General features: G+C 72.5%; 20 protein-coding genes and 1 tRNA gene. 6 read left to right on the top strand and 15 right to left on the bottom strand.

Going from position 1 to position 19,945, the window contains the following annotated elements:
- Nucleotides 1-301: 301 nt before the first annotated feature.
- Nucleotides 302-1,069 (bottom strand): SDR family NAD(P)-dependent oxidoreductase, encoded by a 768-nt coding sequence (locus HD597_RS04660; protein ID WP_253740459.1) that lies wholly within the window; start codon nucleotides 1,067-1,069, stop codon nucleotides 302-304.
- Between the two features lie 232 nt (nucleotides 1,070-1,301).
- Here HD597_RS04660 and HD597_RS04655 point away from each other — a divergent pair, with 232 nt between their 5' ends.
- Nucleotides 1,302-2,231 (top strand): RNA polymerase sigma-70 factor, encoded by a 930-nt coding sequence (locus HD597_RS04655; protein WP_253740458.1) that lies wholly within the window; start codon nucleotides 1,302-1,304, stop codon nucleotides 2,229-2,231.
- A 174-nt stretch (nucleotides 2,232-2,405) separates the two neighbouring features.
- On the opposite strand, the gene HD597_RS04650 is transcribed toward HD597_RS04655, so the two are convergent.
- The 5 genes from HD597_RS04650 to HD597_RS04630 all read right to left on the bottom strand — a co-directional run bounded on the left by HD597_RS04650 (nucleotide 2,406) and on the right by HD597_RS04630 (nucleotide 7,220).
- On the bottom strand, nucleotides 2,406-3,140 hold the full coding sequence (locus HD597_RS04650; protein ID WP_253740457.1) for an EI24 domain-containing protein: 735 nt from the start codon (nucleotides 3,138-3,140) through the stop codon (nucleotides 2,406-2,408).
- Nucleotides 3,141-3,150: 10 nt separating this feature from the next.
- Complete coding sequence (locus tag HD597_RS04645) at nucleotides 3,151-3,732, bottom strand: Maf family protein (protein WP_253740456.1); 582 nt, start codon at nucleotides 3,730-3,732, stop codon at nucleotides 3,151-3,153.
- A gap of 16 nt (nucleotides 3,733-3,748) precedes the next feature.
- A complete protein-coding gene (locus HD597_RS04640) occupies nucleotides 3,749-4,360 on the bottom strand; it encodes a DUF937 domain-containing protein (protein ID WP_308210566.1) in 612 nt (203 codons plus the stop codon).
- Nucleotides 4,361-4,429: 69 nt separating this feature from the next.
- Nucleotides 4,430-6,382, bottom strand: a complete 1,953-nt coding sequence (ftsH, locus tag HD597_RS04635; RefSeq protein ID WP_253740454.1) for an ATP-dependent zinc metalloprotease FtsH — start codon at nucleotides 6,380-6,382, stop codon at nucleotides 4,430-4,432.
- Nucleotides 6,383-6,419: 37 nt separating this feature from the next.
- On the bottom strand, nucleotides 6,420-7,220 hold the full coding sequence (locus HD597_RS04630) for a hypothetical protein (protein ID WP_253740453.1): 801 nt from the start codon (nucleotides 7,218-7,220) through the stop codon (nucleotides 6,420-6,422).
- Between the two features lie 167 nt (nucleotides 7,221-7,387).
- Between HD597_RS04630 and HD597_RS04625 the strand changes: the two genes are divergently transcribed.
- A complete protein-coding gene (locus HD597_RS04625) occupies nucleotides 7,388-8,359 on the top strand; it encodes a DUF3616 domain-containing protein (protein ID WP_253740452.1) in 972 nt (323 codons plus the stop codon).
- Here HD597_RS04625 and HD597_RS04620 read toward each other — a convergent pair.
- Both HD597_RS04620 and HD597_RS04615 read right to left on the bottom strand, forming a co-directional pair.
- The gene (locus HD597_RS04620) at nucleotides 8,349-9,020 is read right to left on the bottom strand and encodes a peptidyl-tRNA hydrolase (RefSeq protein WP_253740451.1); all 672 of its coding nucleotides are present in this window, start codon (nucleotides 9,018-9,020) and stop codon (nucleotides 8,349-8,351) included. The two genes, HD597_RS04625 and HD597_RS04620, sit on opposite strands and share 11 nt — an antisense overlap.
- Nucleotides 9,017-10,282 (bottom strand): MFS transporter, encoded by a 1,266-nt coding sequence (locus HD597_RS04615; protein ID WP_253740450.1) that lies wholly within the window; start codon nucleotides 10,280-10,282, stop codon nucleotides 9,017-9,019. The genes HD597_RS04620 and HD597_RS04615 overlap by 4 nt, the downstream gene beginning before the upstream one ends.
- Nucleotides 10,283-10,353: 71 nt before the next feature.
- Here HD597_RS04615 and HD597_RS04610 point away from each other — a divergent pair, with 71 nt between their 5' ends.
- Genes HD597_RS04610 through HD597_RS04600 form a run of 3 tightly spaced genes read left to right on the top strand, consistent with a single transcriptional unit; the run spans nucleotide 10,354 to nucleotide 13,069 of the window.
- On the top strand, nucleotides 10,354-11,310 hold the full coding sequence (locus HD597_RS04610) for a GlxA family transcriptional regulator (RefSeq protein ID WP_253740449.1): 957 nt from the start codon (nucleotides 10,354-10,356) through the stop codon (nucleotides 11,308-11,310).
- A 54-nt stretch (nucleotides 11,311-11,364) separates the two neighbouring features.
- Nucleotides 11,365-11,865, top strand: a complete 501-nt coding sequence (locus HD597_RS04605) for a SigE family RNA polymerase sigma factor (RefSeq protein ID WP_253740448.1) — start codon at nucleotides 11,365-11,367, stop codon at nucleotides 11,863-11,865.
- Complete coding sequence (locus HD597_RS04600; protein ID WP_253740447.1) at nucleotides 11,858-13,069, top strand: hypothetical protein; 1,212 nt, start codon at nucleotides 11,858-11,860, stop codon at nucleotides 13,067-13,069. Before HD597_RS04605 ends, HD597_RS04600 begins: the two co-directional genes overlap by 8 nt.
- A gap of 6 nt (nucleotides 13,070-13,075) precedes the next feature.
- Here the strand turns inward: HD597_RS04600 and HD597_RS04595 are convergent, their stop codons facing one another.
- The 4 genes from HD597_RS04595 to HD597_RS04580 all read right to left on the bottom strand — a co-directional run bounded on the left by HD597_RS04595 (nucleotide 13,076) and on the right by HD597_RS04580 (nucleotide 15,864).
- Nucleotides 13,076-13,966 carry a bifunctional helix-turn-helix transcriptional regulator/GNAT family N-acetyltransferase gene (locus HD597_RS04595; RefSeq protein ID WP_253740446.1) on the bottom strand — a complete coding sequence of 297 codons (891 nt, stop codon included), beginning with the start codon at nucleotides 13,964-13,966 and terminating at the stop codon, nucleotides 13,076-13,078.
- 23 nt (nucleotides 13,967-13,989) lie between these two features.
- Nucleotides 13,990-14,253: a hypothetical protein gene (locus HD597_RS04590; RefSeq protein ID WP_253740445.1), complete on the bottom strand. Its 264-nt coding sequence runs from the start codon at nucleotides 14,251-14,253 to the stop codon at nucleotides 13,990-13,992.
- Nucleotides 14,254-14,350: 97 nt separating this feature from the next.
- Nucleotides 14,351-14,423: transfer RNA gene (locus tag HD597_RS04585), tRNA-Ala, on the bottom strand.
- Nucleotides 14,424-14,493: 70 nt separating this feature from the next.
- Nucleotides 14,494-15,864 carry a vWA domain-containing protein gene (locus HD597_RS04580; protein WP_253740444.1) on the bottom strand — a complete coding sequence of 457 codons (1,371 nt, stop codon included), beginning with the start codon at nucleotides 15,862-15,864 and terminating at the stop codon, nucleotides 14,494-14,496.
- Between the two features lie 357 nt (nucleotides 15,865-16,221).
- Between HD597_RS04580 and HD597_RS04575 the strand changes: the two genes are divergently transcribed.
- Nucleotides 16,222-17,910 carry an asparagine synthase-related protein gene (locus tag HD597_RS04575; protein WP_253740443.1) on the top strand — a complete coding sequence of 563 codons (1,689 nt, stop codon included), beginning with the start codon at nucleotides 16,222-16,224 and terminating at the stop codon, nucleotides 17,908-17,910.
- On the opposite strand, the gene HD597_RS04570 is transcribed toward HD597_RS04575, so the two are convergent.
- The 3 genes from HD597_RS04570 to HD597_RS04560 are packed head-to-tail and all read right to left on the bottom strand — an operon-like array spanning nucleotide 17,879 to nucleotide 19,937.
- On the bottom strand, nucleotides 17,879-18,427 hold the full coding sequence (locus tag HD597_RS04570) for a TIGR03086 family metal-binding protein (RefSeq protein WP_253740442.1): 549 nt from the start codon (nucleotides 18,425-18,427) through the stop codon (nucleotides 17,879-17,881). The genes HD597_RS04575 and HD597_RS04570 overlap by 32 nt on opposite strands.
- Before the next feature lie 5 nt (nucleotides 18,428-18,432).
- The gene (locus tag HD597_RS04565) at nucleotides 18,433-18,936 is read right to left on the bottom strand and encodes an isoprenylcysteine carboxyl methyltransferase family protein (protein WP_253740441.1); all 504 of its coding nucleotides are present in this window, start codon (nucleotides 18,934-18,936) and stop codon (nucleotides 18,433-18,435) included.
- Nucleotides 18,933-19,937 carry a type III polyketide synthase gene (locus HD597_RS04560; protein WP_253740440.1) on the bottom strand — a complete coding sequence of 335 codons (1,005 nt, stop codon included), beginning with the start codon at nucleotides 19,935-19,937 and terminating at the stop codon, nucleotides 18,933-18,935. Before HD597_RS04560 ends, HD597_RS04565 begins: the two co-directional genes overlap by 4 nt.
- Nucleotides 19,938-19,945 lie beyond the last annotated feature (8 nt).

Genomic DNA, 19,945 nt, shown 5'->3' with positions numbered 1-19,945 from the left:
CCAGAGAGTGCCGTGTTTAGGGAGGCTGGAACGGCGCTGGGCTCCGATCTGTGGATAAGGGTGAGTGGGGGTCGCGCGGGTTGTGGATGAACCCGGCCCGCGACCGATCCCGACCGCGGGCGCGAGCGGTCCCGCCCGCCCGTGCCCGCCCGTGCCCGCGCGGGCACGACCGCGGGGCACGCGCGGTCGGGGCGCTGGCAGGCGGCCTGGGACGGGGGCGGGGTGGCCGCAGGCCAGCGGGTGGTCGGGTTGCGGTGGTCAGGTTGCGGTGGTCAGGTGGTCAGGCTGCTCGCCCGCCCGTTCACCACGGCACCGGCCCCTCGGCGCTGAAGAAGCCGGCGGTAGGCCCGTTCGCGTCCAGCGTGGCGAGGTGCACCAGGACCGTGGCGCCCTGGGCGGGGGTGAGGAAGCCGCTGTGGTTGTTGATGTCCGTGGCCACGTAGCCCGGGGCGGCGGCGTTGACCAGGATGCCGTCCTTGCGCAGTTCGTTGGCGTACTGCACGGTCAGGGCGTTCAGCGCGGTCTTGGAGGGCGAGTAGGCGGCCGACGCCGGCAGGTCCGTCAGCGGGCTGTCCGGATCGGCGCAGATGGCCAGGGAGCCGCCGCCGCTGCTGACGTTGACGATGCGGGGCGCCGGTGAGCGTCGCAGCAGCGGGAGCACGGCGTTGGTCAGGGCGATCACTCCGAAGACGTTGGTCTCGAACACCGCCCGGACCATGTCGACGTCCACGGTGCTGGGGATCTGGTCGACGGCGTCCTGGGGCGAGACCTGCCCGGAGCCGGTGATGGCGGCGTTGTTGATCAGCACGTCGAGGTGACCGAAGCGTTCCTCGATCCAGCTCGCGGCCCGCTCGATGGTGGCCTGGTCGGTGACGTCCAAGGTGAGCGCGTGGGCGTCGCCGCCCGCCGCGCGTACCGCCTCGGCGGCCTCTTCACCGCGCTGCGGGTCTCTGGCGCCGATCAGGACCGTCATGCCCAGCGCGGCCAGTTGATCGGCCGCCGCGCGGCCGATCCCCTTGTTCGCCCCGGTGATCAACGCCACCTTCTGGTGGGCGGAGTGCTCGTTCACGATCAGGCTCCTGTCAGTGAGAGTCGGTCCTCCCCGGGACGAGACAGCCCCGCCCTTCTGTGACATGGGCGGCTGGTGCACGGCGCGGGGACGGAGTGCCTCATGTCACAGACGGCGTGGCTGTCTCGTCTCGAATGGCGGAGGCAGACACGTACGCCAGGAAGGTGATGAACATGCGGGTGTGGTGCGGGATCTCCCACGTCGTCGCGCGGAACGCCGGGGAGGAGCGGACGTGACGCGGGCCGAGGAGTTCGAGGAGCTGCGGCCGCTGCTGTTCTCGATCGCCTACCGGATCCTGGGCAGTGTGGCCGAGGCCGAGGATGCCGTGCAGGAGACGTGGCTGCGTTACGAGGCTTTCCCGGCGCGGCCGGCGTCGGTCAAGGGGTTCCTGTCGGCGACGGTGTCGCGGATCGCGATCGATGTGCTGCGGTCGGCCCGTGTCCGGCGGGAGGAGTATGCCGGGCAGTGGTTTCCCGAGCCGTTGCTGGCCGATCCGTATGCGGATCCGGAGCGGTCGGCGGAGCTGGCCGATTCGGTGTCGATGGCGGTTCTGCTGCTGCTGGAGCGGCTCAGCCCGCTGGAGCGGGCGGTGTTCGTGCTGCGGGAGGTGTTCGGGTTCGGCTTCGGTGAGGTGGCCTCGGCGGTGGGGCGGTCGGAGGCGGCGTGCCGGCAGCTGGCGGTGCGGGCGCGGCGGCACATGGACGCGGGCCGCGCCCGGTTCGAGGCGGATCGCCGGGAGCGGGAGGAGCTTGCCGGGCGCTTCTTCGACGCCTTCCGCGACGGGGACGTGGACGGGCTGCGCGAGCTGCTGGCCGCCGACGTGCAGATGGTCGGTGACAGCGGGGGCAAGGCGCCGCTGTGGGGCGACGGCGTGTTCGGCGCCGCGAAGGTGGCCCGGGTGCTGGCCGGGTTCGTCGCGCCGTTCGTACGGATCGGCGGCGTCGTGGAGCCGCACGAGGTGAACGGCCAGCCGGGCGCGATCTTCCGCGACCGGGACGGCAAGGTCGTCAACACCTTGACGCTCGACATCCTGGACGGGCAGGTCCAGACGATCCGCGCAGTGCTCAACCCCGACAAGCTCGGGCACCTGGGGCCGGTGGCGGACGCCTGGGCAGTCGTCCGCGAAACCAACCAGGCCCGTCGCCGGCCTGATGGGGCATGAGGAGCCGGATGGCGGGCGCCCCATGGCCGCCTCCCCGCGGGTGAGCGCGGGCGATCCGGCCGAGGTCGCAGTAGCGCTTCACGCGCCCCCGGCACCTGCCGTGCCGCAGGAGACAGCGGACGCGGGGCGATGAGACGAGTGGGCGGGAGTCGTTCCGAAGGGGTCTGGGAGGGTCTAGGGGACCGGAGCCAGCCGGCTCCGGACGAGCAGCGCCGCCCCCGCCACCGCCGCCGGCATGGCGATGACCGCCACGAAGGGCACCAGGAACAGCAGGAACACCGCGACCCCGAACCCCAGCGCGCTGGCCTTGTTGGCGCGCAGCAGGGCGAAGCGCTGCTTCCGGGCGAGGCCGCGGCGTTCGAGGGCGAGCGTGGTGAGCTCGACTGTCAGGAAAAATCCGGACACGAGGGCGCCCAGCACCGGCACCACCGTCTGCCCGACCACCGGCACGAACCCCAGGAAGAACAGCGGAATCGTGAACATCAGCACGAAGAAGAGCGTCACCAGGCTGTCACGGATCGAGCGCGGCAGCGTCCGCCACCACGGCTGCTCCTCCTCCGACTCCAGCACGTCCGCCGCCGCCGACAACTTCTCGTAGAACGGCTCCCCGATGGCCAGCGTGAGCGCCGCGAACGTCAGCACCGCCAGCACCAGCCCGCCCATGAACAGCGCGATGCCCACCAGCGTCCGGAACAGCTCCCGCCAGCTCCACGAGTCGGCGAACGGCGTCAGGAACTCGGCCACGGCGGACGCGTTCGTCCCGAGAAAGACCAGCGCCGCGGCGTAGAGCGCGAACGCGATCAACGCGGGGATCAGCCCGAACAACCACCACCGGGTGTTCCTGGCGACCCACCCGAACCCTTGGAAGAAGAAGCCGACACCGGCCGTGAAGTCGCGCACTGATCGCATGCCCGGCAGGCTAGCGCCAGAACGACGTGACCGCGTAGCCCAGCTCGGCGAGCAGGTCGCGCAGCAGCGGGAGCGAGATGCCCAGCACGTTGCCGTGGTCGCCCTCGATGCCCTCGACGAACCAGCCGCCGCGCCCCTCGATGCTGAACGCCCCGGCCAGGCCGAGCGGCTCGTCGGTGCCGGCGTAGGCGGCGATCTCCTCCTCGGAGGGCAGGCCGAAGCGCACGACCGTGGTGGCGACCTCGGCCACCTGGCGGCCGGCCGCCACGTCGATCACGCAGTGACCGGTGACGAGGCGGCCCGTGCGGCCCCGCATGAGGCGCCAGCGCTCGATGGCCTCCTCGCGGGTGGCGGGCTTGCCGTACGGTCGCCCGTCGAGCTCCAGGATCGAGTCGCAGCCGATGACCAGCCCCTCCTCGAGCCCGCCCGCGACCGCCTCGGCCTTGGCCGTGGCCAGCACCTTGCTGAGCGCGGCGGGTGAGTGCGCGGAGTAGGAGTCCTCGTCGACTCCGCTGACGATCACCTTCGGGTCGAGACCCGCGCTGCGCAGCAGGGCGAGGCGGGCGGGGGAAGCAGAGGCCAAGACGATCACTGGTTCAGCCTACCGGTCACCAGTCGGGGTTCGACCTGCCCGGGGCCACCTCGCGCTCGCTGCGCATCGGATCATGGTATGGGTCGTAGGGCCCCGCCTGCCGCGGCACCGCCGCGCCGCCGAAGATGCCGCCCAGCAGGCTCGCGAGCAGCTCACCGAGCCCGCCGGGGATGGCCGACTCCTCGCGGCTCAGGTCGTCGGCCACGGCCTCGGCGTCCATGTCACGGCTGGCGGCCCGGTTGGCCAGCAGCGACATGATCATGGGTGCGATGAGCGGCAACAGCTTCATGATGGTCGCGGAGTTGACCCCGGCGAGCTGCGAGAGCTGCGCCGCCGCCTGCTCCGTGCCCTGCCCGCCCAGCACGTGGCCGAGGATGCTGTGCCCGTCGCGGGTCAGCGAGGCCACGTCGCCGTTGAACGGGTCCGCGTCCATGTGGTCGTCCAGGGCTCCGCGCAGGGCGTCGGCGCCGTCGGGATGGGTGGCGTTGCGCGCCATGCCGCCGACGATGGTGCCGGACACGGCCTCGATGACCTTGCGGGCGGTCAGTGTGTCCGTGCCGAGCATGCCGGCGATCTGTTCCACTCCTTGGTCTCCGAGTCCGGCGAGAAGCTCGTCATAAAGTGTCACGACGGTCCCCCGATCAGTCTGTCTCGGGTGACCTGCCCTCGCCGGGCCCGGAAGAACGTCCGGATTGTCCTAATTATCGGAAAAGTGTGCCGGGACCGGGGCGGCCGCCGCCGGGCGGTCCTCGGCCGGCCTGGGGAGACCCGCCGCCGTGTACGCGCCGAGCTCGTCGAGCGTCTCGTGCTCCAGCAGGGCCGCCACGATCGCGTCCAGCTTGTCGCGGTTCTCGGTGAGGATGCGGACCGCGCGCTCGTAGCACTCGTCCACGATCCGCCGTGCCTCCTCGTCCACCATGGCGAGCGTGACGGGCGAGGCCTGCGGCTGCTGGCCGTCGTTGGGCAGGATGGTCAGCGGGCCGACCTTCTCCGACATGCCCCACCGGCCCACCATGCCGCGAGCGATCATGGTGACCTGCTCCAGGTCGTTCTCCGCGCCGGTGGTGATGACGCCGTACACGACCTGCTCGGCCGCCATGCCCCCGAGCGCGCCCGTGATGCGCCCGCGCAGGTACTGCTCGTCGTAGGCGTAACGGTCGGTGTCGGGCGTGGAGAGCGTGACGCCGAGCGCCCGGCCGCGCGGGATGATCGAGATCTTCCTGACCGGGTCGGCGCCGGGCTGGAGCATGCCGAGCAGCGCGTGACCGGCCTCGTGGAAGGCCGTCCTGGTGCGCTCCTCCTCCGGCATGACGATGCTGCGCGCCGCGCCGAGCTGCAGTTTCTCCAGCGCGTCGGCGAAGTCGGCCGACGCGACCTTCTCCTTGCCGCGCTTGGCGGCGAGCAGGGCGGCCTCGTTGACCAGGTTCGCCAGGTCGGCGCCCGTCATGCCGGGGGTGGTCTTGGCGATCTGCTCGGCGCTGACCTCGCCGTCGAGCGGCACGCCGCGCGTGTGCACGGCCAGGATCGCCGCGCGCCCGGCCGCGTCGGGCAGGCCCACCTGCACCGTACGGTCGAAGCGCCCGGGACGCAGCAGCGCCGGGTCGAGAATCTCGGGCCGGTTCGTGGCCCCGATGACGATCACGCCCTCGGCCCCGGAGAAGCCGTCCATCTCGGTGAGGATCTGGTTCAGCGTCTGCTCGCGCTCGTCGTGGCCGCCGATGCCGCCGGCGCCGCCCCTGGCGCGGCCGATGGCGTCGATCTCGTCGATGAACACGATCGACGGCGCCACCTTGCGCGCCTCCTCGAACAGGTCGCGCACCCGCGAGGCGCCCACACCGACGATCATCTCGATGAACTCGGAGGCGCTGGCCGAGAAGTACGGCACCTTCGCCTCACCCGCGACCGCCCTGGCCAGCAGCGTCTTGCCGGTGCCGGGAGGCCCCGCCAGCAGCACGCCCTTGGGCAGCTTCGCGCCCAGCTTGCGGTACTTGCCGGGATCCTTGAGGTAGTCGACGATCTCGACGAGCTCGTTCTCGACCTCGTCGATGCCCGCGACGTCCTCGAACGTGACGCGCACCTTCGCCGCCTCGACCGGCTTGGCGGCCTTGGATTTGCCGAGCCCGCCCAGGCCGCCGCCCATCATGCTGGCGCCGCGCCGCATGATCCAGATCCACAGGCCGGCCAGCAGCAGCACGGGGAGCAGCGACAGCAGCAGGTTGGAGAAGAAGCCCCGGGTGATGGGCTGAGAGGTGATCTCGACCTGCCCGGTGGCGAGCTGCTGATCGAGCTGGTCGGTGTTGGCGAACGCCGGGATCTCGGTGGCGAACTTGGTGTACTGCTCGCCGCTCTCCGGGTTCTTCGCCGCCGACCTCAGGTCACCCTCGACCGACAGGCCCTGGGCGTAGATGTCCTTGACGTTCTTGGAGTTCACCTGCTTGGTGAACTCGGTGTACGAGATCGTCTCCACCGAGCCGCTGTCGACGAACGACGACACGATGAAGAAGCCCGCGTAGACGACGAGCAGGGTGACGATGAAACGCCACCAGTTGATCTTGGGCTTGCCTCCGGGCGTGCCCGGCAGGCCCTCCGAGCGCCAGGGCGGCTTGCCCTTGCCCTTGTTCGAGGCCTGCGGCGGTCCAGAGCGTTCCACGGCGTCACTCCCCAATATCGCCGCATTCATGATCTTTCTAGCCTAGAACACGCACCCCTGAGGCCACGCGGCTGATATCGCGCCACTGCTTGCGCTGCGAGTCAGGCACTGTTACGAACGCAAGACCCGGTTTACTTGTTCCCCCGTCCGCCACCACGACGGCGGCGCGTGAGGTGCGCTTGCCGTAGGTGACGCGGTAGAGCAGCATCCAGCCGCGCTCGACGGGCTGCGAGGCCAGCCATGTGATCCTGGAGCCCTTGGGGTGGTGGTTGAGCGTCCAGCGGGCCGCCAGCAGGGCCGTGTCGCGGGGCGACTCCTGCTCCATGATCGGCAGCGGGCAGGTGACGAACATGCCGCGCGTGCTCGTGCCGCGCGGCTTGGGCAGCACCTGCTTGGTGGTGAACGGCGCGGCCCCGTACGACTTCCACGGCCGTGGCAGCTTCGGCACGGCCAGGCCCGTACGCGGGTCCTTGACCGAGCGCCCGCCGGAGGAGCGCAGAGGCAGGCGCTTGACGCCGCGGGTGAGCCGCGGGACGCGCGGGTCGGCGTACAGGGCCTCCATGGCCGTGTAACCGGGCGCCAGCGAGGCGCCGGGGGTGGGCGTCGACCGGGGAGCCGAGGACGACGCCGCCGCCGGAGTGGTCGAGATCTCAGGAGGGGTGCTGGGCGAGGCGCCGGCGGACGGTGCGGAGCCGGACGAGGTCGGCGCGGCCGGCGGCGCGGTTACCGGCCCCGCGACGACCTCGTCCGGCTCTGACGGGAGCACCACGACCACCGCCACGGCGACGACCGCGGCGACGGCGGCGGCCACGGCCAGCCCCCGATACACCACCCGCATGCGGATGTCGCCGATGCGGGAGCGTTTGGGCGGAGAAGTATGGATCCCACGCCTTTCGGCCGTTCTCACTCGGGAACCCTTGATCTCATCTTCCCCATGGAGCACGACGGGAGCGTACGACATATCCCGCCATCGCGCCCTGGAAGCTACCGAAGTGCAATCATGGCGTGGTGGAACAGGTTGAGCTGCGATTCGACCACGCCTCCCGGGCGGCCCAGACGCACACGAATCTCTCCGCCATCCGGCAGAGCTCCACCGGCCTCTGGGTGGCCGGCGACGAGACCGCCACCTTCGAGCACCTGACCTGGACCGGCGACCACTACGGCGACCAGCGCACGTTCATGCTGGCCGACTACGTCGCCCTGCCCGCCGGACCGCGCGACGAGGCGGACATCGAGGGCCTGGCCAGGGCGAACGGCTACCTCTGGCTGGTCGGCTCGCACAGCCTGAAGCGCAGGAAGGTCAAGTCCAAGGACCCTGACAAGGGCCCCGAGCGGCTGGCCACGCTGATCAGGGAGGAGAACCGCTTCATCCTGGCCCGGCTCCCCCTCGACCCCCGCACCGGGCTGCCCCGGCGGGGCTCGGTCCTGTCGGGCGCCCACAGCCTCACCGCGCACCTGCGCGACGATCCGCACCTCGCGCCGTTCCTGGCCCTGCCGGGCAAGGACAACGGGTTCGACGTCGAGGGCATCGTGGTCACGCCGGACCGCCTCTACCTGGGCCTGCGCGGCCCCGTGCTGCGCGGCTGGGCGGTGGTGCTGGAGCTGCGCGTCGAGGACGCGGGCAAGGGGCGGCTGCGGCTGTCCGAGCCGGTCCGCAAGCACTTCCTGAGCCTGGGCGGGCTCGGCGTGCGCGACATGTGCCCGGACGGCAACGCGCTGCTGCTCCTGGCCGGGCCCACCATGGACCTCGACGGGCCGGTCCGGGTGGTGCGCTGGCGGCCCGGCGACAAGCGGCACGGCGTCGTCCCTGCCGACGAGCTGGAGACCGTGCTGGAGCTGCCGTACGGCGTCGGCTGCGACCACCCGGAAGGGCTGGCGCGGCTGTCGGACGGCCGGCTCATCGTGGTCTACGACAGCCCGTCGCCCGCCAGGATCACCCCGGCGGGCGGCGTGCTGGCGGACGTGTTCAGGGCCTAGCGACGCGGCCGGCCAGCCACGGAGCGTCGGCCACGAACGTGCACGAGCCCGGCTCGATCTCGGTGAACCCCGCGTCGCGCACCACGGGCAGCCCTGAGGCCACCATGGCCTCGAAGTCGCCCCGGGTGGCGGCCGTGCGCACCGACACCGCCAGCCCCCGCTCCCGCCAGGCCGCCCGCTCCCCCGCGTCGCTGGCCCACCAGGCGAGCTGGGCGGCGTGCCCCGCCTGCGCCATGGCCTTGCCCGCGGACATCTCCAGCGCCGGGTTGGCCCACAGCACCGGCGGCCCGGCGGGGCCCGGCGCGGCGGTGTCGGTCAGCTCGGTGCCCGACACCTGCAGCCGGGCCAGGTCGCGCGGCCAGTCGTCGAGAGGCACGGGCGGGTGCACGCGCACCTCGGCGGTGCGGTGCTCGATCGTGCGGCCGGGCAGCGCCACGGCCCGGCGCCACTCGGCCCCCCTGGCCCGGCGCACGACCTTGCGGATCTTGCCGGTGGACTGCCAGGCGCGCAGCTCCTCGGCGAACTCGCCCGGGTCGTCCAGCAGGGCCAGCACGGCCATGGCGGCCGCCTCCAAGGCGTCCGTGCGCTCAGGAGGCCCCGGATCAGACCCGGCCCTCTCGATCCGCACGACCAGGGGCAGGACATACAGCTCGGCGTTCATCGCCCTCTAGCATGCCCGATGGCCAGGGACATGCCGGCGGCGAGGAGGCACAGGGCGCCGGCGGCGTACCAGGCCAGGTCGTAGGCGCCCAGGTGGTCGCGGGTGAGCCCGGCGCCGACGGCCGCGATCGCGGCGCCGACCTGGTGCGAGCCGAACACCCAGCCGAACACCACGGCCCCGTCGGCACCGTAGATCCGCCGGCACAGCGCCACCGTGGGCGGCACCGTGGCGACCCAGTCCAGGCCGTAGAAGATGATGAAGATCAGCATGCTGGGCTCGGTCGTGGCCGCGAACAGGCTGGGCAGCACCATCAGCGACAGCCCGCGCAGGGCGTAGTAGACGCCGAGCAGCACCTTGGGGTCGATCTTGTCGCTGAGCCAGCCCGAGGCGATCGTGCCCGCGATGTCGAAGATGCCGATGATCGCCAGCAGGCCCGCGGCGACGGGCTCGGCCATGCCGTGGTCGTGGGCGGCGGGGATGAAGTGAGTGCCGACCAGGCCGTTCGTGCTGGCCCCGCAGATCGCGAAGCCGCCGGCAAGCAGCCAGAACGGCCGGGTCCGGGCCGCCGAGACGAGCACGGTGACGGCCCGCAGCGCCGCGTTGGTCCTGGCGGGCTCCGTGCGCACCTCGCCGGCAGGCGCGCCGAGCGCCGTCGTGCCCACGTCCTCGGGACGGTCGCGCAGCAGCCACCACACGAACGGCACCACGGCCAGCGCCGCCACGGCCACGGTCAGCGAGGCGAAGCGCCATCCGGGCCCCTGCGCGAGCTGGGCGAGCACCGGCAGGAAGATGAGCTGCCCCGTCGCGCCGGCGGCGGTGAGCACGCCGGTCACCAGGCCGCGGTGGCGCACGAACCAGCGGTCCACCACCGTCGCGGCGAACACCAGCGCCATCGACCCCGTGCCCAGCCCGACCAGCACGCCCCAGCAGAGCAGGAGCTGCCAGCTCGCCGTCATGAGCACGGTGAGCCCGCTGCCCGCCGCGATCAGCAGCAGCGCGACGGCCACCACGCGGCGCATGCCGAAGCGGTCCATGAGGGCGGCGGCGAAGGGGGCGGTCAGGCCGTAGAGCACCAGGTTGACGGAGACGGCCAGCGAGATGGTGCCGGCCGACCAGCCGAACTCCTCCTGGAGCGGCGTGATCAGCACGCCGGGGGTGGCGCGGAAGCCCGCCGACCCCAGGATCGCCACGAACGCGACGGCCGCGACGTACCAGGCCCGGTGCAGCCCGCGGCGGGTGGGCGAGTTGGTGCTCACTGTCATGCGCCAATCCTGATTTATCCCATTACATGGTCACGAGTGGCCGGAAAGCCAATATGTGCAAGAATCCGGCCATGGACCGTCATCGTGTCGTCGTCGTGGTGCTCAACCACTTCGCCCCGATCGACCTCGGCGTGCCGGGCCAGGTGTTCTGGGCGGCCGAGACGGCGTCGGGCGAGAAGCTCTACGAGGTGGTGACCTGCTCGGAGGGCCGCGTGCCGGTGCGGTGCAGCGCGGGCTACAGCGTGCTGCCCGACCACGACCTCGACGTGCTCGACAGCGCCGACACCGTCGTGGTGCCCGGCATCCACGCGGGCCGGGCGCTGAAGGACGGCACGATCGGGGACACGCTGCGCGCGGCCCTGCAGGGGCGGCCGCGGACGATGTCGATCTGCACGGGCTCGTTCGTGCTGGCGGCGGCCGGCCTGCTCGACGGCCGCCCGGCCACCACGCACTGGCGGGAGGCGGGCCGCTTCGCCGAGCTGTTCCCGCAGGTCAAACTGGATCCGGACGTCCTGTTCGTGGACGACGGCGACGTGCTGACCTCGGCGGGCGTGGCCGCCGGCCTGGACCTGTGCCTGCATGTGATCAGGCGCGACCACGGCAGCGAGGTGGCCAACCGGGCGGCCAGGCGGTGCGTCATGCCGCCGTGGCGGGACGGCGGCCAGGCCCAGTACATCGACCGGCACCTCCCGCTGGGCGAAGGCGGCGGCACGGCCGGCACCCGCGACTGGATGCTCGCCCACCTCGACACCCCGCTCGACCTCAACGCGCTGGCCGAACATGCCAGGATGAGCGTGCGCACGTTCACCAGGCGCTTTCGCGAGGAGACCGGCCAGAGCCCGGCCAGATGGCTGAACGCGCAGCGCGTGCAGCACGCCAGGCACCTGCTGGAGACGACGGATCTCGGCGTGGAGGAGGTGGCCAGGCGGGCGGGGTTCGGCACGGCGGTCTCGCTGCGCCAGCACCTGCACGCGGCCGTCGGCGTGTCACCGCTGGCCTACCGCCACACCTTCCGCCGCACGCCCTAGGATCCGGCCGGCACTCAACCGTCCGGCCCTCTCAGGTGTCCTTGGGGAGCGGAGGTGCGAGTGGACGATCCGACGTTCGAGACTTTCGTGGCGCAGCGGCTGCCTGCGCTCTTTCGCTACGCCATGGTCCTGACCCGGAACCGGCACGACGCCGAGGACCTGGTCCAGGAGGCGCTCACCCGCGCCGGCCTGCGCTGGGCCGCCGTCAGGCGGAAGGACTCCCCCGAGGGATACGTCCGCACGACCATGATCCGCATCATGGCCAACCGCTGGCGGCGGCCCAGGCGGGAGGTCAGCGTGGCGGCTCCGCCCGAGCCCGTGGCCGAGGACCTCGGCCTGGAACGCCTGCTGGACGACGCCGGGGTGCGCTCCCGGGTCGCCGAGCTGCCACCCCGTACGCGGGCCGTGCTGGTGCTGCGTTACGTCGAGGAGCGCAGCGACGAGGAGATCGCCCGGCTGCTGGGCTGCAGCCGCGGCAGCGTCAAGAGCCAGGCGTCGCGGGGGCTGGCCCGGCTCCGCGAGGCCGTCGTCCGCGCGGAGGTGGACCATGGATGACCTGGAGAACCGGCTGCCCACGCTGCTCGGTGACGCCGGCGGCGGAGATCCGCCGCCGGACCTGGCCGGCCGCATCCACCGGGCCGTGGCCACCAGACGCAGGAACCGCCGAACGGCCTGGCTGGCAGCGGTGGCCGGCGTGACCGCCGTGCTGGTCGCGACGCCACTGGTCCTGCGGAACGGGGGCGGCGACACCGCCGCGACGGTCGATCCCGGCCCGGCCGTGACCGTGACCGTCACCGCCCCCGGCCCCTCCCCCGCCCGGCCGGTGCCCACGAGGACCATCACGGTCTCCCCCGAGGGGGCCCGCGGCCAGGCGTTCGAGGAGCGGTTGCGCCGCCTCGTGGCCGTGACCGGCGTGGTGGACGTCGGGACGCGCACGGCGTCCGGCGAGCCGTTCACGCCGTCGGCGCTCGGCTCCGACGGCGCCGTGCTCGGGCTGACGCCCGGCGGCGCGGCGGCGGAGGCGCCCGCGAGCGGGGGCGCGGCCAGGGACGCCGGCTTCTCCGCGCAGGCGGGCCTGGGGGCGGCCGAGGGGCTGCGCACCTGGACGGAGGACGGCGAGCAGCGCTGCCGCACCCCCGACGGGACCACGCACACGATCAGCCCGCAGGGCGCCGACCCCCGGGCGCCCGTCTGGGTGGACGGCGGCGCGATCGCGGGCAGCGACGTCATGCGGCAGCCCTGGGTGGCCGCCGGCTGCGGCGAGCCCGGCAGGACGCTCACCGACGACCGGCCCGCCGCCGGGACGGCGGTGGCGTTCTCCTACCCCTACCTGTTCACCGTGGAGCCGGCCAACGACAGGAAGCTGCGGCTGGTGGACGTGCGGACGCTGGCGGTCGCGGCCGAGCACCCGCTGCCGGAGGGGGTGCGGGCGCACACGATGGGCCGGCCGCGGCAGGAGTGGTACGCGGCCGCCACCGACACGGCGTTCGTCTGGGTGGCCGGGGACGTGCTGCGGTCGGTGCCGCACGACAACTGGCGGTTCGAGAGGTCGTTCGGCCCGGTGCCGGAGCCGGGCAAGGGCGAGCGGGCCCGGATGACGGCCGGGGATCGGCTGGTCGCGTACACGACGGGCGGCTCCTCGCTCGTGCACGACCCGAAGACGGGCGTCACGCTGAAGCACCGCGGCCTGGTGCTGGTGGCCGGCCCGTGGCTGCTGTGGCAGGAGGGCAGGGGCTACCGGCTGGCCCGGGTGCGGTGAGGCCGCTCAGGCGGGCAGGTGCTTCTCGAACCAGTGGTGGGCGTAACGCTCGTCGTTGAACGCCGGCACCTCGGCGTACCCGGACGACCGGTAGAGGGCGATGGCCTCGGTGAGGGCCCGGTTGGTCTCCAGGCGCAGCGTGCGCACGCCGTGCCCGGCGGCGCGCGACTCCGCCTCGGCGAGCAGCCTGCGCCCGAGCCCGAGGCCCCGGGCCGACGGGGCGACCCACATCCGCTTGAGCTCGGCCGTCTCCTGCCCGGGGTGCAGCTTCAACGCCACGCAGCCCACCGGCTCGGCGCGCAGCGTGGCGACCAGCAACAGCCCCGCGGGCGGCCGCAGCTCGCGGTCGGTCGCGGGGAGGCTGCGCGCCGGGTCGAACCCGGACTCGAAGCGGCGAGCCAGCTCGGCGACGTAGGCCGTCAGGCAGTGGCGGGCGGCCGGCTGCCCGGGGTCGAGCACGCCGATCTCCACCATGGAGGCGGCGAACAGGCGCTCGACCTCGGACATCGCGGCCACCAGCCGCTCGCGCTGCCCGGCGGACAGCCGCCCGAGCATCGAGGCGGCCGCCTCGTCGGAGCGGCGGTCGAGCTCAGCCCGTTCGGCGGCCCCCGCCGGGGTGAGCCTGGCCGTGCGGACCCGCCCGTCGGGCCCGCCGGCCTCGACCACGACCAGGCCGTCGGCCTCCAGGGCACGCAGCAGCCGGCTCAGGTATCCGGAGTCGAGCTCCAGCCGGGCCCGCAGCACGCGCAGCTCGCTGCCTTCCGCGCCGATCTCCCAGAGCAGCCGCGCCTGCCCGAGCGGCCGGTCGCGGCCCATGAAGGCGTCGTCGAGCGCCCCGATGCGCTGTGTCACCGTGCGCTGGAAGCGGCGCACCCGCGCGATCGCCGTGGCATCCATTCTCTGACCCTAGTCAGAGACTCTCAGAATCGCCAGGGGTCGGCGACGGGCACGGTGCTGTAGTCCTCGCCGGCGACCGGGCCGATCTCCTCCCAGTGCACCCAGCGGGCGTTCGCCTCGTGGCGCACGCCCTCGTGCGCCTCCATCGTGCGGGGCGGCCACAGCAGGTATCCCCACCGCGCCCCCTGCGCGTCATCACCCCAGGCGAGCAGGTAACGCGCCGTACCGTCGGGGACCGCCGCCACGATGGGCGGCCGCCAGATCTCAGGTAGTTCCACAGGGCTCATGCGTCCCATCATACGAACGCCTGTTCGAGGATGCTATCCCAACAGCCCCTGGAAACACGAAAAGCCCGCCCGATCATGATGATCGGGCGGGCTGCCGTGGAGCTATGGGGATTCGAACCCCAGACCTCCTCCATGCCATGGAGGCGCGCTACCAACTGCGCCATAGCCCCTCGTTGCGTGTAAAAGTGTATCCGACTTCCGGACCACCTGAGCACGCCCCGGCCGAGGGGCCTGTGACGATCAGCCGACCGATTGGGCTCTTTCGATGAGGGTGGTCAGCTCGGAGACCATCGGATCCTCGGAGGTGGACGCCAGCCGGGCGGCGTGCTCGCGCAGCGTCGGCAGGTCCAGGCCGAAGGCCTCCCGGTCCCGCAGGTACATCGCGAACGCCGCCACCACGACGTCCACCTGCAACCGCACGGGCGCCTGGGACCAGATGCCGTCGGCCAGGTCGCCGGAGCCCAGCGATTCGCTGCTCTCCGAGGCGGCCCTGGTGTCGGGGTCCTGCCAGCGCACGGTGGCCTGAGCGAGCTGGCCGTCGGCGCCCGGCTTGAGCTTGAGCGCGTACAGGGCGGTGACGGAGTGGCCGGGGCCGATCTCGCCGCCGTCGCGGCTGTCGTCGCGGAACTCCTCGGCGGCGAGCGCGCGGTTCTCGTAGCCGACGAGCCGGTAGCTCTCCACCACCGACGGGTTGAAGACGACCTGGGCCTTGGCGTCGCGGGCGCGCAGGTCGAGGGTCGCGGGCAGCTGTGTGGTGAAGAGCCTGGTGGCCTCCTCCTCGGTGCTGACGTACACGGCCATGCCGTCGCCGGTGTCGGCGAGCCGCTCCATCAGCTCGTCGCCGTAGTCGCGGCCGACGCCCACCGTGAGCAGCGTGAGCTGCTTGGCGGCCTGCTCCCTGACCTTGGCCGAGAGGCTCTGCCACACGGTGTCGCCCTGGTTGGCCAGGCCGTCGGAGAGCAGGATGACGCGGTTGGTGGCGGCGGGGCGGAACGCCTTGGACGCCTCCTGGTAGCCGGCGAGCACCCCCGCCTCCACGTTCGTGCCGCCGGAGACGGTCAGTCGCGTCACGGCCGCGCGCAGTTCCTCCCTGGCGGTCAGCGGGGTCATGGAGGCCAGCACCTCGGCGCTCTCGCTGAAGGCGACGATCGAGACCTGGTCGCCGGGGGCGAGCTGGTCGAGCAGCTTCAGCAGGGCCGACTTGACCAGGTCCAGCCGGCCGTCGTCGGCCATCGAGCCGGACACGTCCACCACGAACGTCAGGTTGGCCGGGCGCCGCTGGGAGGAGTCGGAGGCACGCGTCTGCAGGCCGACCCGCAGGACGGCCTCGTCCCGCCGGGGCAGCTTCGCGCCGTCCACGTGCACGGTGAACCCGTCGCCCGACGGCTGCGCGTAGTCCTGGCGGAAGGCGTTCACCCACTCCTCGGGCCGGATCTCGCCGGGCGCGGGCCAGCGGCCCTCCTGGAGGGTACGGCGGGCGTAGCCGTACGAGGCGGTGTCCACGTCCAGGGCGAACGTGGAGATCTGCGCGGTCGTCGTGTCCTGCTCGTCGTCCTGCCGGGGTGACGCGGACGCCTCGGCGTCGCCGGCGTCGGCCTGTCGTTCGGGCACGGCCGGCTGCCGGGGCGCGGCGGTCCCGGCGGGGGCACTCTGGCTGCTGCTCTCCGAGCCGCCTCCGCCGCCACAGGCAGCCAGACCCAGGAGGGCGACAAGGCCAACACCAGCCACCAAAGAACGAAATCTCATCTCAACCACCTCCGAGTCGTACGACGGAATGCGCCCTGCCTCGGCCGGGCCGGTGACGTAAGCGAGCGCAAACCGCGATCGATACGTGATCAGTTGTGACGAATGAGCAAAATGAGGTAAGCCTGGTGCGTGCGCGTCTATTTGGGCCTGGCCACAAAGCGGCAGGACATTTCCCCGGCGGTACTGAATAGAGCCCGTTCCGCAATCGAATGGGCCTTTCCCGTGCCTCCCGAGGTGATTCGCGGCCAGGAATGGCACGGCCGTGGCGTCTCGCTGTTCGCCTGGACCAACGAGCCCGACGACTCCCGGCAGCCGCCGCTGATCTCCCAGCACGGCGGCCGGGTGGTGGGCCTCAACGGCCATCTGGCCGACCCCGCCGAGGTGGCGGCGCTGCCGGACGACTCCGTGGGCGGCTGCTTCTCGGCCTGGTTCGCCCGCGACGGCGAGCTGGGCGCGAGCACCGCGATCAACCGGGTCTGCCCCGTCTTCCACGCCGAGACGCCGGAGCTGCACATCGTCGGCAGCCGCGCCCTGCTCGTGCACCTCGTGTCCCGGCCCGACGACCGGGTCGACTTCGACGTGCTCGCCCTGCAGTCGATGGTCAGGCAGGGGTTCTTCCTGTCGGACGAGACGCCGTACAAGGGGGTGTCTGCGCTGCGGCCCAGCTCCCGCCTGGTGGTGCGGGACGGCGTGCGCGCCATCACCGAGACCCCGCTGCCGGAGGCGGCGCCCGCGCCCACCTCGGCGCGGCGCAAGCGGGCGGCCATCGGCGAGCTGGCGGACGCGCTGCTGGCGACCGTGGCCCCGCTGCGCGACCTGGGCGAGCCGGTGAACCTGGCGCTGACCGGCGGACGCGACACCCGCATCCTGGCGGCGCTGCTGCACGCGGCGCGGGTGCCGTTCAGGACGACGACGAACGGTCTCGACACGCACCCCGACGTGATCCTCGCGCGCATGATCGCCGAGCGACTGGGCGTGGAGCACACGGTCATCGCCCCGCCGCAGACCGCCGCGAAGGACGCGGTGCTGGTGGAGCATCCGCGCAGCCGCGCCTGGGAGACGCTGCGCACGTGCGAGGGCATGACCTCGGCGTACGAGTCGATCGTGAGCTACCTGCCCTACTCCGGCAAGCCCACCATGTCGGGCCAGAGCGGCGAGACGCTGCGTGCCGGCAGCCTGAACCTGCTGCAGAGCGACCTCGGCGACAAGGCCCTGATGCGGCGCATCGACACGACGTTCCGCAAGGACGCGAAGCTCTTCACCGCCGAGGCCAACGAGCACGCCCGTGAGCTGGCCGAGCCGTGGCTGGCGCGGCCGGACCGGCTGGAGGCGCTGGACCACCTCTACATCTGGTACAAGGTCGGGCGCTGGCAGGCCAGCGCCCGCGCGGGCTCGTTGCGGCGCGGCGACCCCGTCCGGCCGTTCCTGGACAACCGGGTGGTGCGGGCGGCGCTCGGCCTGGACCAGGGCTGGCGGCTGTCCGAGGAGGTCATCCACACGCTGATCCTGCGGTTCGCCCCGAAACTGCGGGACGTGCCGATCGAGGGCAAGCCGTGGCGGTTCACCGAGGGCGCGGCCCCGCAGCGCCGGTTCCCCTGGACGACCCGCCTGCCCGAGCCTCCCCCGCACCTGCCCACCGCCAAGACCGGAGGCGGGTGGAGCTGGCGGACCAGCCCCGGCCCCGCGCTCACGGACGTGCTGCGCGAGCAGGTGCTCGGCAGCCTCGACGCCCTCGCGCCCATCGTCGAGCCGGACGAGGTGCGCGCCCTGTTCGCCGACCCGGTCGTGCGCAAACCGGCGCAGGCCTGGCATCTCTACACCGTCAGCACCCTCCTGACCGGCCTGTATCCCGGCAAGGCGCCCGAGGACCTGCCGCAGATCACGGTTTCCAGGCCGGATCCCGGCCGATGAGCCCGAGGAAGCGGTCGAGCGCCGGCGCGTCGTCCGGCACCGCCACCTCGGCGCCGAACGCACCCTGCTCGCGGCCCTTGGGCGCCATCCGCGCGGCGAACGCGGCCAGCACGGCGGCCGTCTCCTCCTCCACCTCCCAGTCGAGGCCCGTCGCCCTCGACAGGTCCCACCCGTGGGCCACGAGGTCGGTCAGCGCCATGTTGGCCAGCACGGCCCTGGGCAGGCCGCCCATGGCCTCGCTGACGCCCTCCCAGGCCTCGGGACGCTCGTAGACGGCGAGCATGCGCTCGACCCGCTCGGGGAAGTCGCCGGTGTACTCCTGCTTCGGCGGCACGAAGGGGCCTCCGGCGGCGACGGACTCGAACAGGGAGGCGCTCCACTCCATGTGGTTGAGCAGCGCCTCGACGTCGTATTCGGTGCACGGCGTGGGCAGCCCGAGCCGGTCGTCGCCGATGGCGCGGACGAGGTCGGTGGTGCGCCCGGCGGCTCGGCGCATCAACGGCAGGATATCGTTCATACGTTCTAGTCTGCCAGTGCGGCGTCCTCCACCCGTATCCGGACGGCGAGAAGTGCCGCATTCGTGATCGTGAACACCAGGGCGGTCACCCAGGCCGTGTGCACGAGCGGCAGCGCGATGCCCTCGGCGACCACGGCGACGTAGTTCGGGTGCCGCATCCACCTGTACGGCCCCCGGTGCACCAGCGGCAGCCCCGGCACCACCACGACGCGCGTGTTCCACTGGTGCCCCAGTGTGCGGATGCACCACCACCGCAGGCCCTGGGCCAGGACGACGACGACCAGCATGGGCCAGCCGAGCGCGGGCAGGAACGGCCGGTCGAGCAGCCACACCTCGGCCGGCGCCGCCGCCAGCAGCCCCACGTGGGCCAGCACGATCCAGGGATAGTGCCGCCTGCCGTACTCGGCTGCGCCCCTGGCCCTGGCCCAGGCCAGGTTGCGCCTGGCCACGACCAGCTCGGCCAGCCGCTCGGCCACGACCAGGCCGATGAGCAGCGCGTACGCGCTCACCAGTGCAGCAGCAGCAGCTCGGCGGAGAACCCCGGGCCCAGCGCCATGAGCACGGCGGGGGCCCCGGGCGTGCCCCGGGTCTCCTGGAGCACGTGCAGCACCGAGACCGACGACAGGTTGCCGTACTCGCGCAGCGAGCTCCACGTCACGTCGAGCGCCTTGGCGGGCAGGCCGAGCGTCTGCACGATCTTCTCGATGACCTTGGGGCCGCCGGGATGGCAGACCCAGGTGGCCACCTGCTCGGGCGTCAGACCGTAGTCGGCCAGGAACTGCTTGATGTCGCCGGCCAGCACCTGCTCCACGAACCCCGTCAGGTCCGCGTCCAGCACGATGCGGAAGCCGTGGTCGCCCACCTCCCAGCCCATCAGGTGCTCGGTCCCCGGGTAGAGCCGGCTGCGGGTCGCGACGACCTCGGGGCCGCCGCCGCGCCCCGTCGCGACGACGGCCGCCGCGCCGTCGCCGAACAGGCCGCTGGCCACGAGGTTGGCGATCGAGGTGTCCTCGCGCTGGATGGTCAGCGAGCACAGCTCCACGCACACCAGCACCGCCACGTGGTCGGGCCAGCCGCGCAGGTAGTCGTGCAGCCTGGCGAGCCCGGCCGCGCCGGCCGCGCAGCCCAGGCCGAACACCGGCACCCGTTTCACGTCGGGCCGCAGCCCCATCCGCTGGGCCAGCTTGGCGTCGAGCGAGGGCGTGGCCAGGCCCGTGGTCGAGCAGAACAACAGGTGATCGACCTTCTCGGGGCGCACGCCGGCCTTGTGCAGGGCGCCCGCCAGGGCCCGCTCGCCGAGCTCCAGCGCGAGCTCGACGTAGGCGTCGTTGGCGCGGGCGAAGGAGTCGAGCTTGGCGTAGTCGGCCAGCGGCAGCGCCAGGTTGCGTCCGCGTACCCCGGTGGCCTGGTGGAATCGCCTCAGCAGCTCCTCGTCGCATTCGGTCAGCCGGGAGAACGCCTCGGTGATCTCCGCCTGCTCGTAGCGGTGATCGGGCAAAACGGTCTGCACTCCCGAAA

This window comes from Nonomuraea thailandensis, assembly GCF_024172165.1.
In the GTDB taxonomy this organism is placed as follows: domain Bacteria; phylum Actinomycetota; class Actinomycetes; order Streptosporangiales; family Streptosporangiaceae; genus Nonomuraea; species Nonomuraea thailandensis.
This window is presented reverse-complemented; position numbering and strand designations above follow the sequence as displayed.

Coding starts and splice junctions, on each gene's coding strand:
- HD597_RS04650 (WP_253740457.1), bottom strand. CDS start 3,140: ATGCGATCAGTGCGCGACTTCACGGCCGGTGTCGGCTTCTTCTTCCAA.
- HD597_RS04630 (WP_253740453.1), bottom strand. CDS start 7,220: ATGCGGGTGGTGTATCGGGGGCTGGCCGTGGCCGCCGCCGTCGCCGCG.
- HD597_RS04620 (WP_253740451.1), bottom strand. CDS start 9,020: ATGAACGCCGAGCTGTATGTCCTGCCCCTGGTCGTGCGGATCGAGAGG.
- HD597_RS04615 (WP_253740450.1), bottom strand. CDS start 10,282: ATGACAGTGAGCACCAACTCGCCCACCCGCCGCGGGCTGCACCGGGCC.
- HD597_RS04610 (WP_253740449.1), top strand. CDS start 10,354: ATGGACCGTCATCGTGTCGTCGTCGTGGTGCTCAACCACTTCGCCCCG.
- HD597_RS04600 (WP_253740447.1), top strand. CDS start 11,858: ATGGATGACCTGGAGAACCGGCTGCCCACGCTGCTCGGTGACGCCGGC.
- HD597_RS04595 (WP_253740446.1), bottom strand. CDS start 13,966: ATGGATGCCACGGCGATCGCGCGGGTGCGCCGCTTCCAGCGCACGGTG.
- HD597_RS04590 (WP_253740445.1), bottom strand. CDS start 14,253: ATGAGCCCTGTGGAACTACCTGAGATCTGGCGGCCGCCCATCGTGGCG.
- HD597_RS04570 (WP_253740442.1), bottom strand. CDS start 18,427: ATGAACGATATCCTGCCGTTGATGCGCCGAGCCGCCGGGCGCACCACC.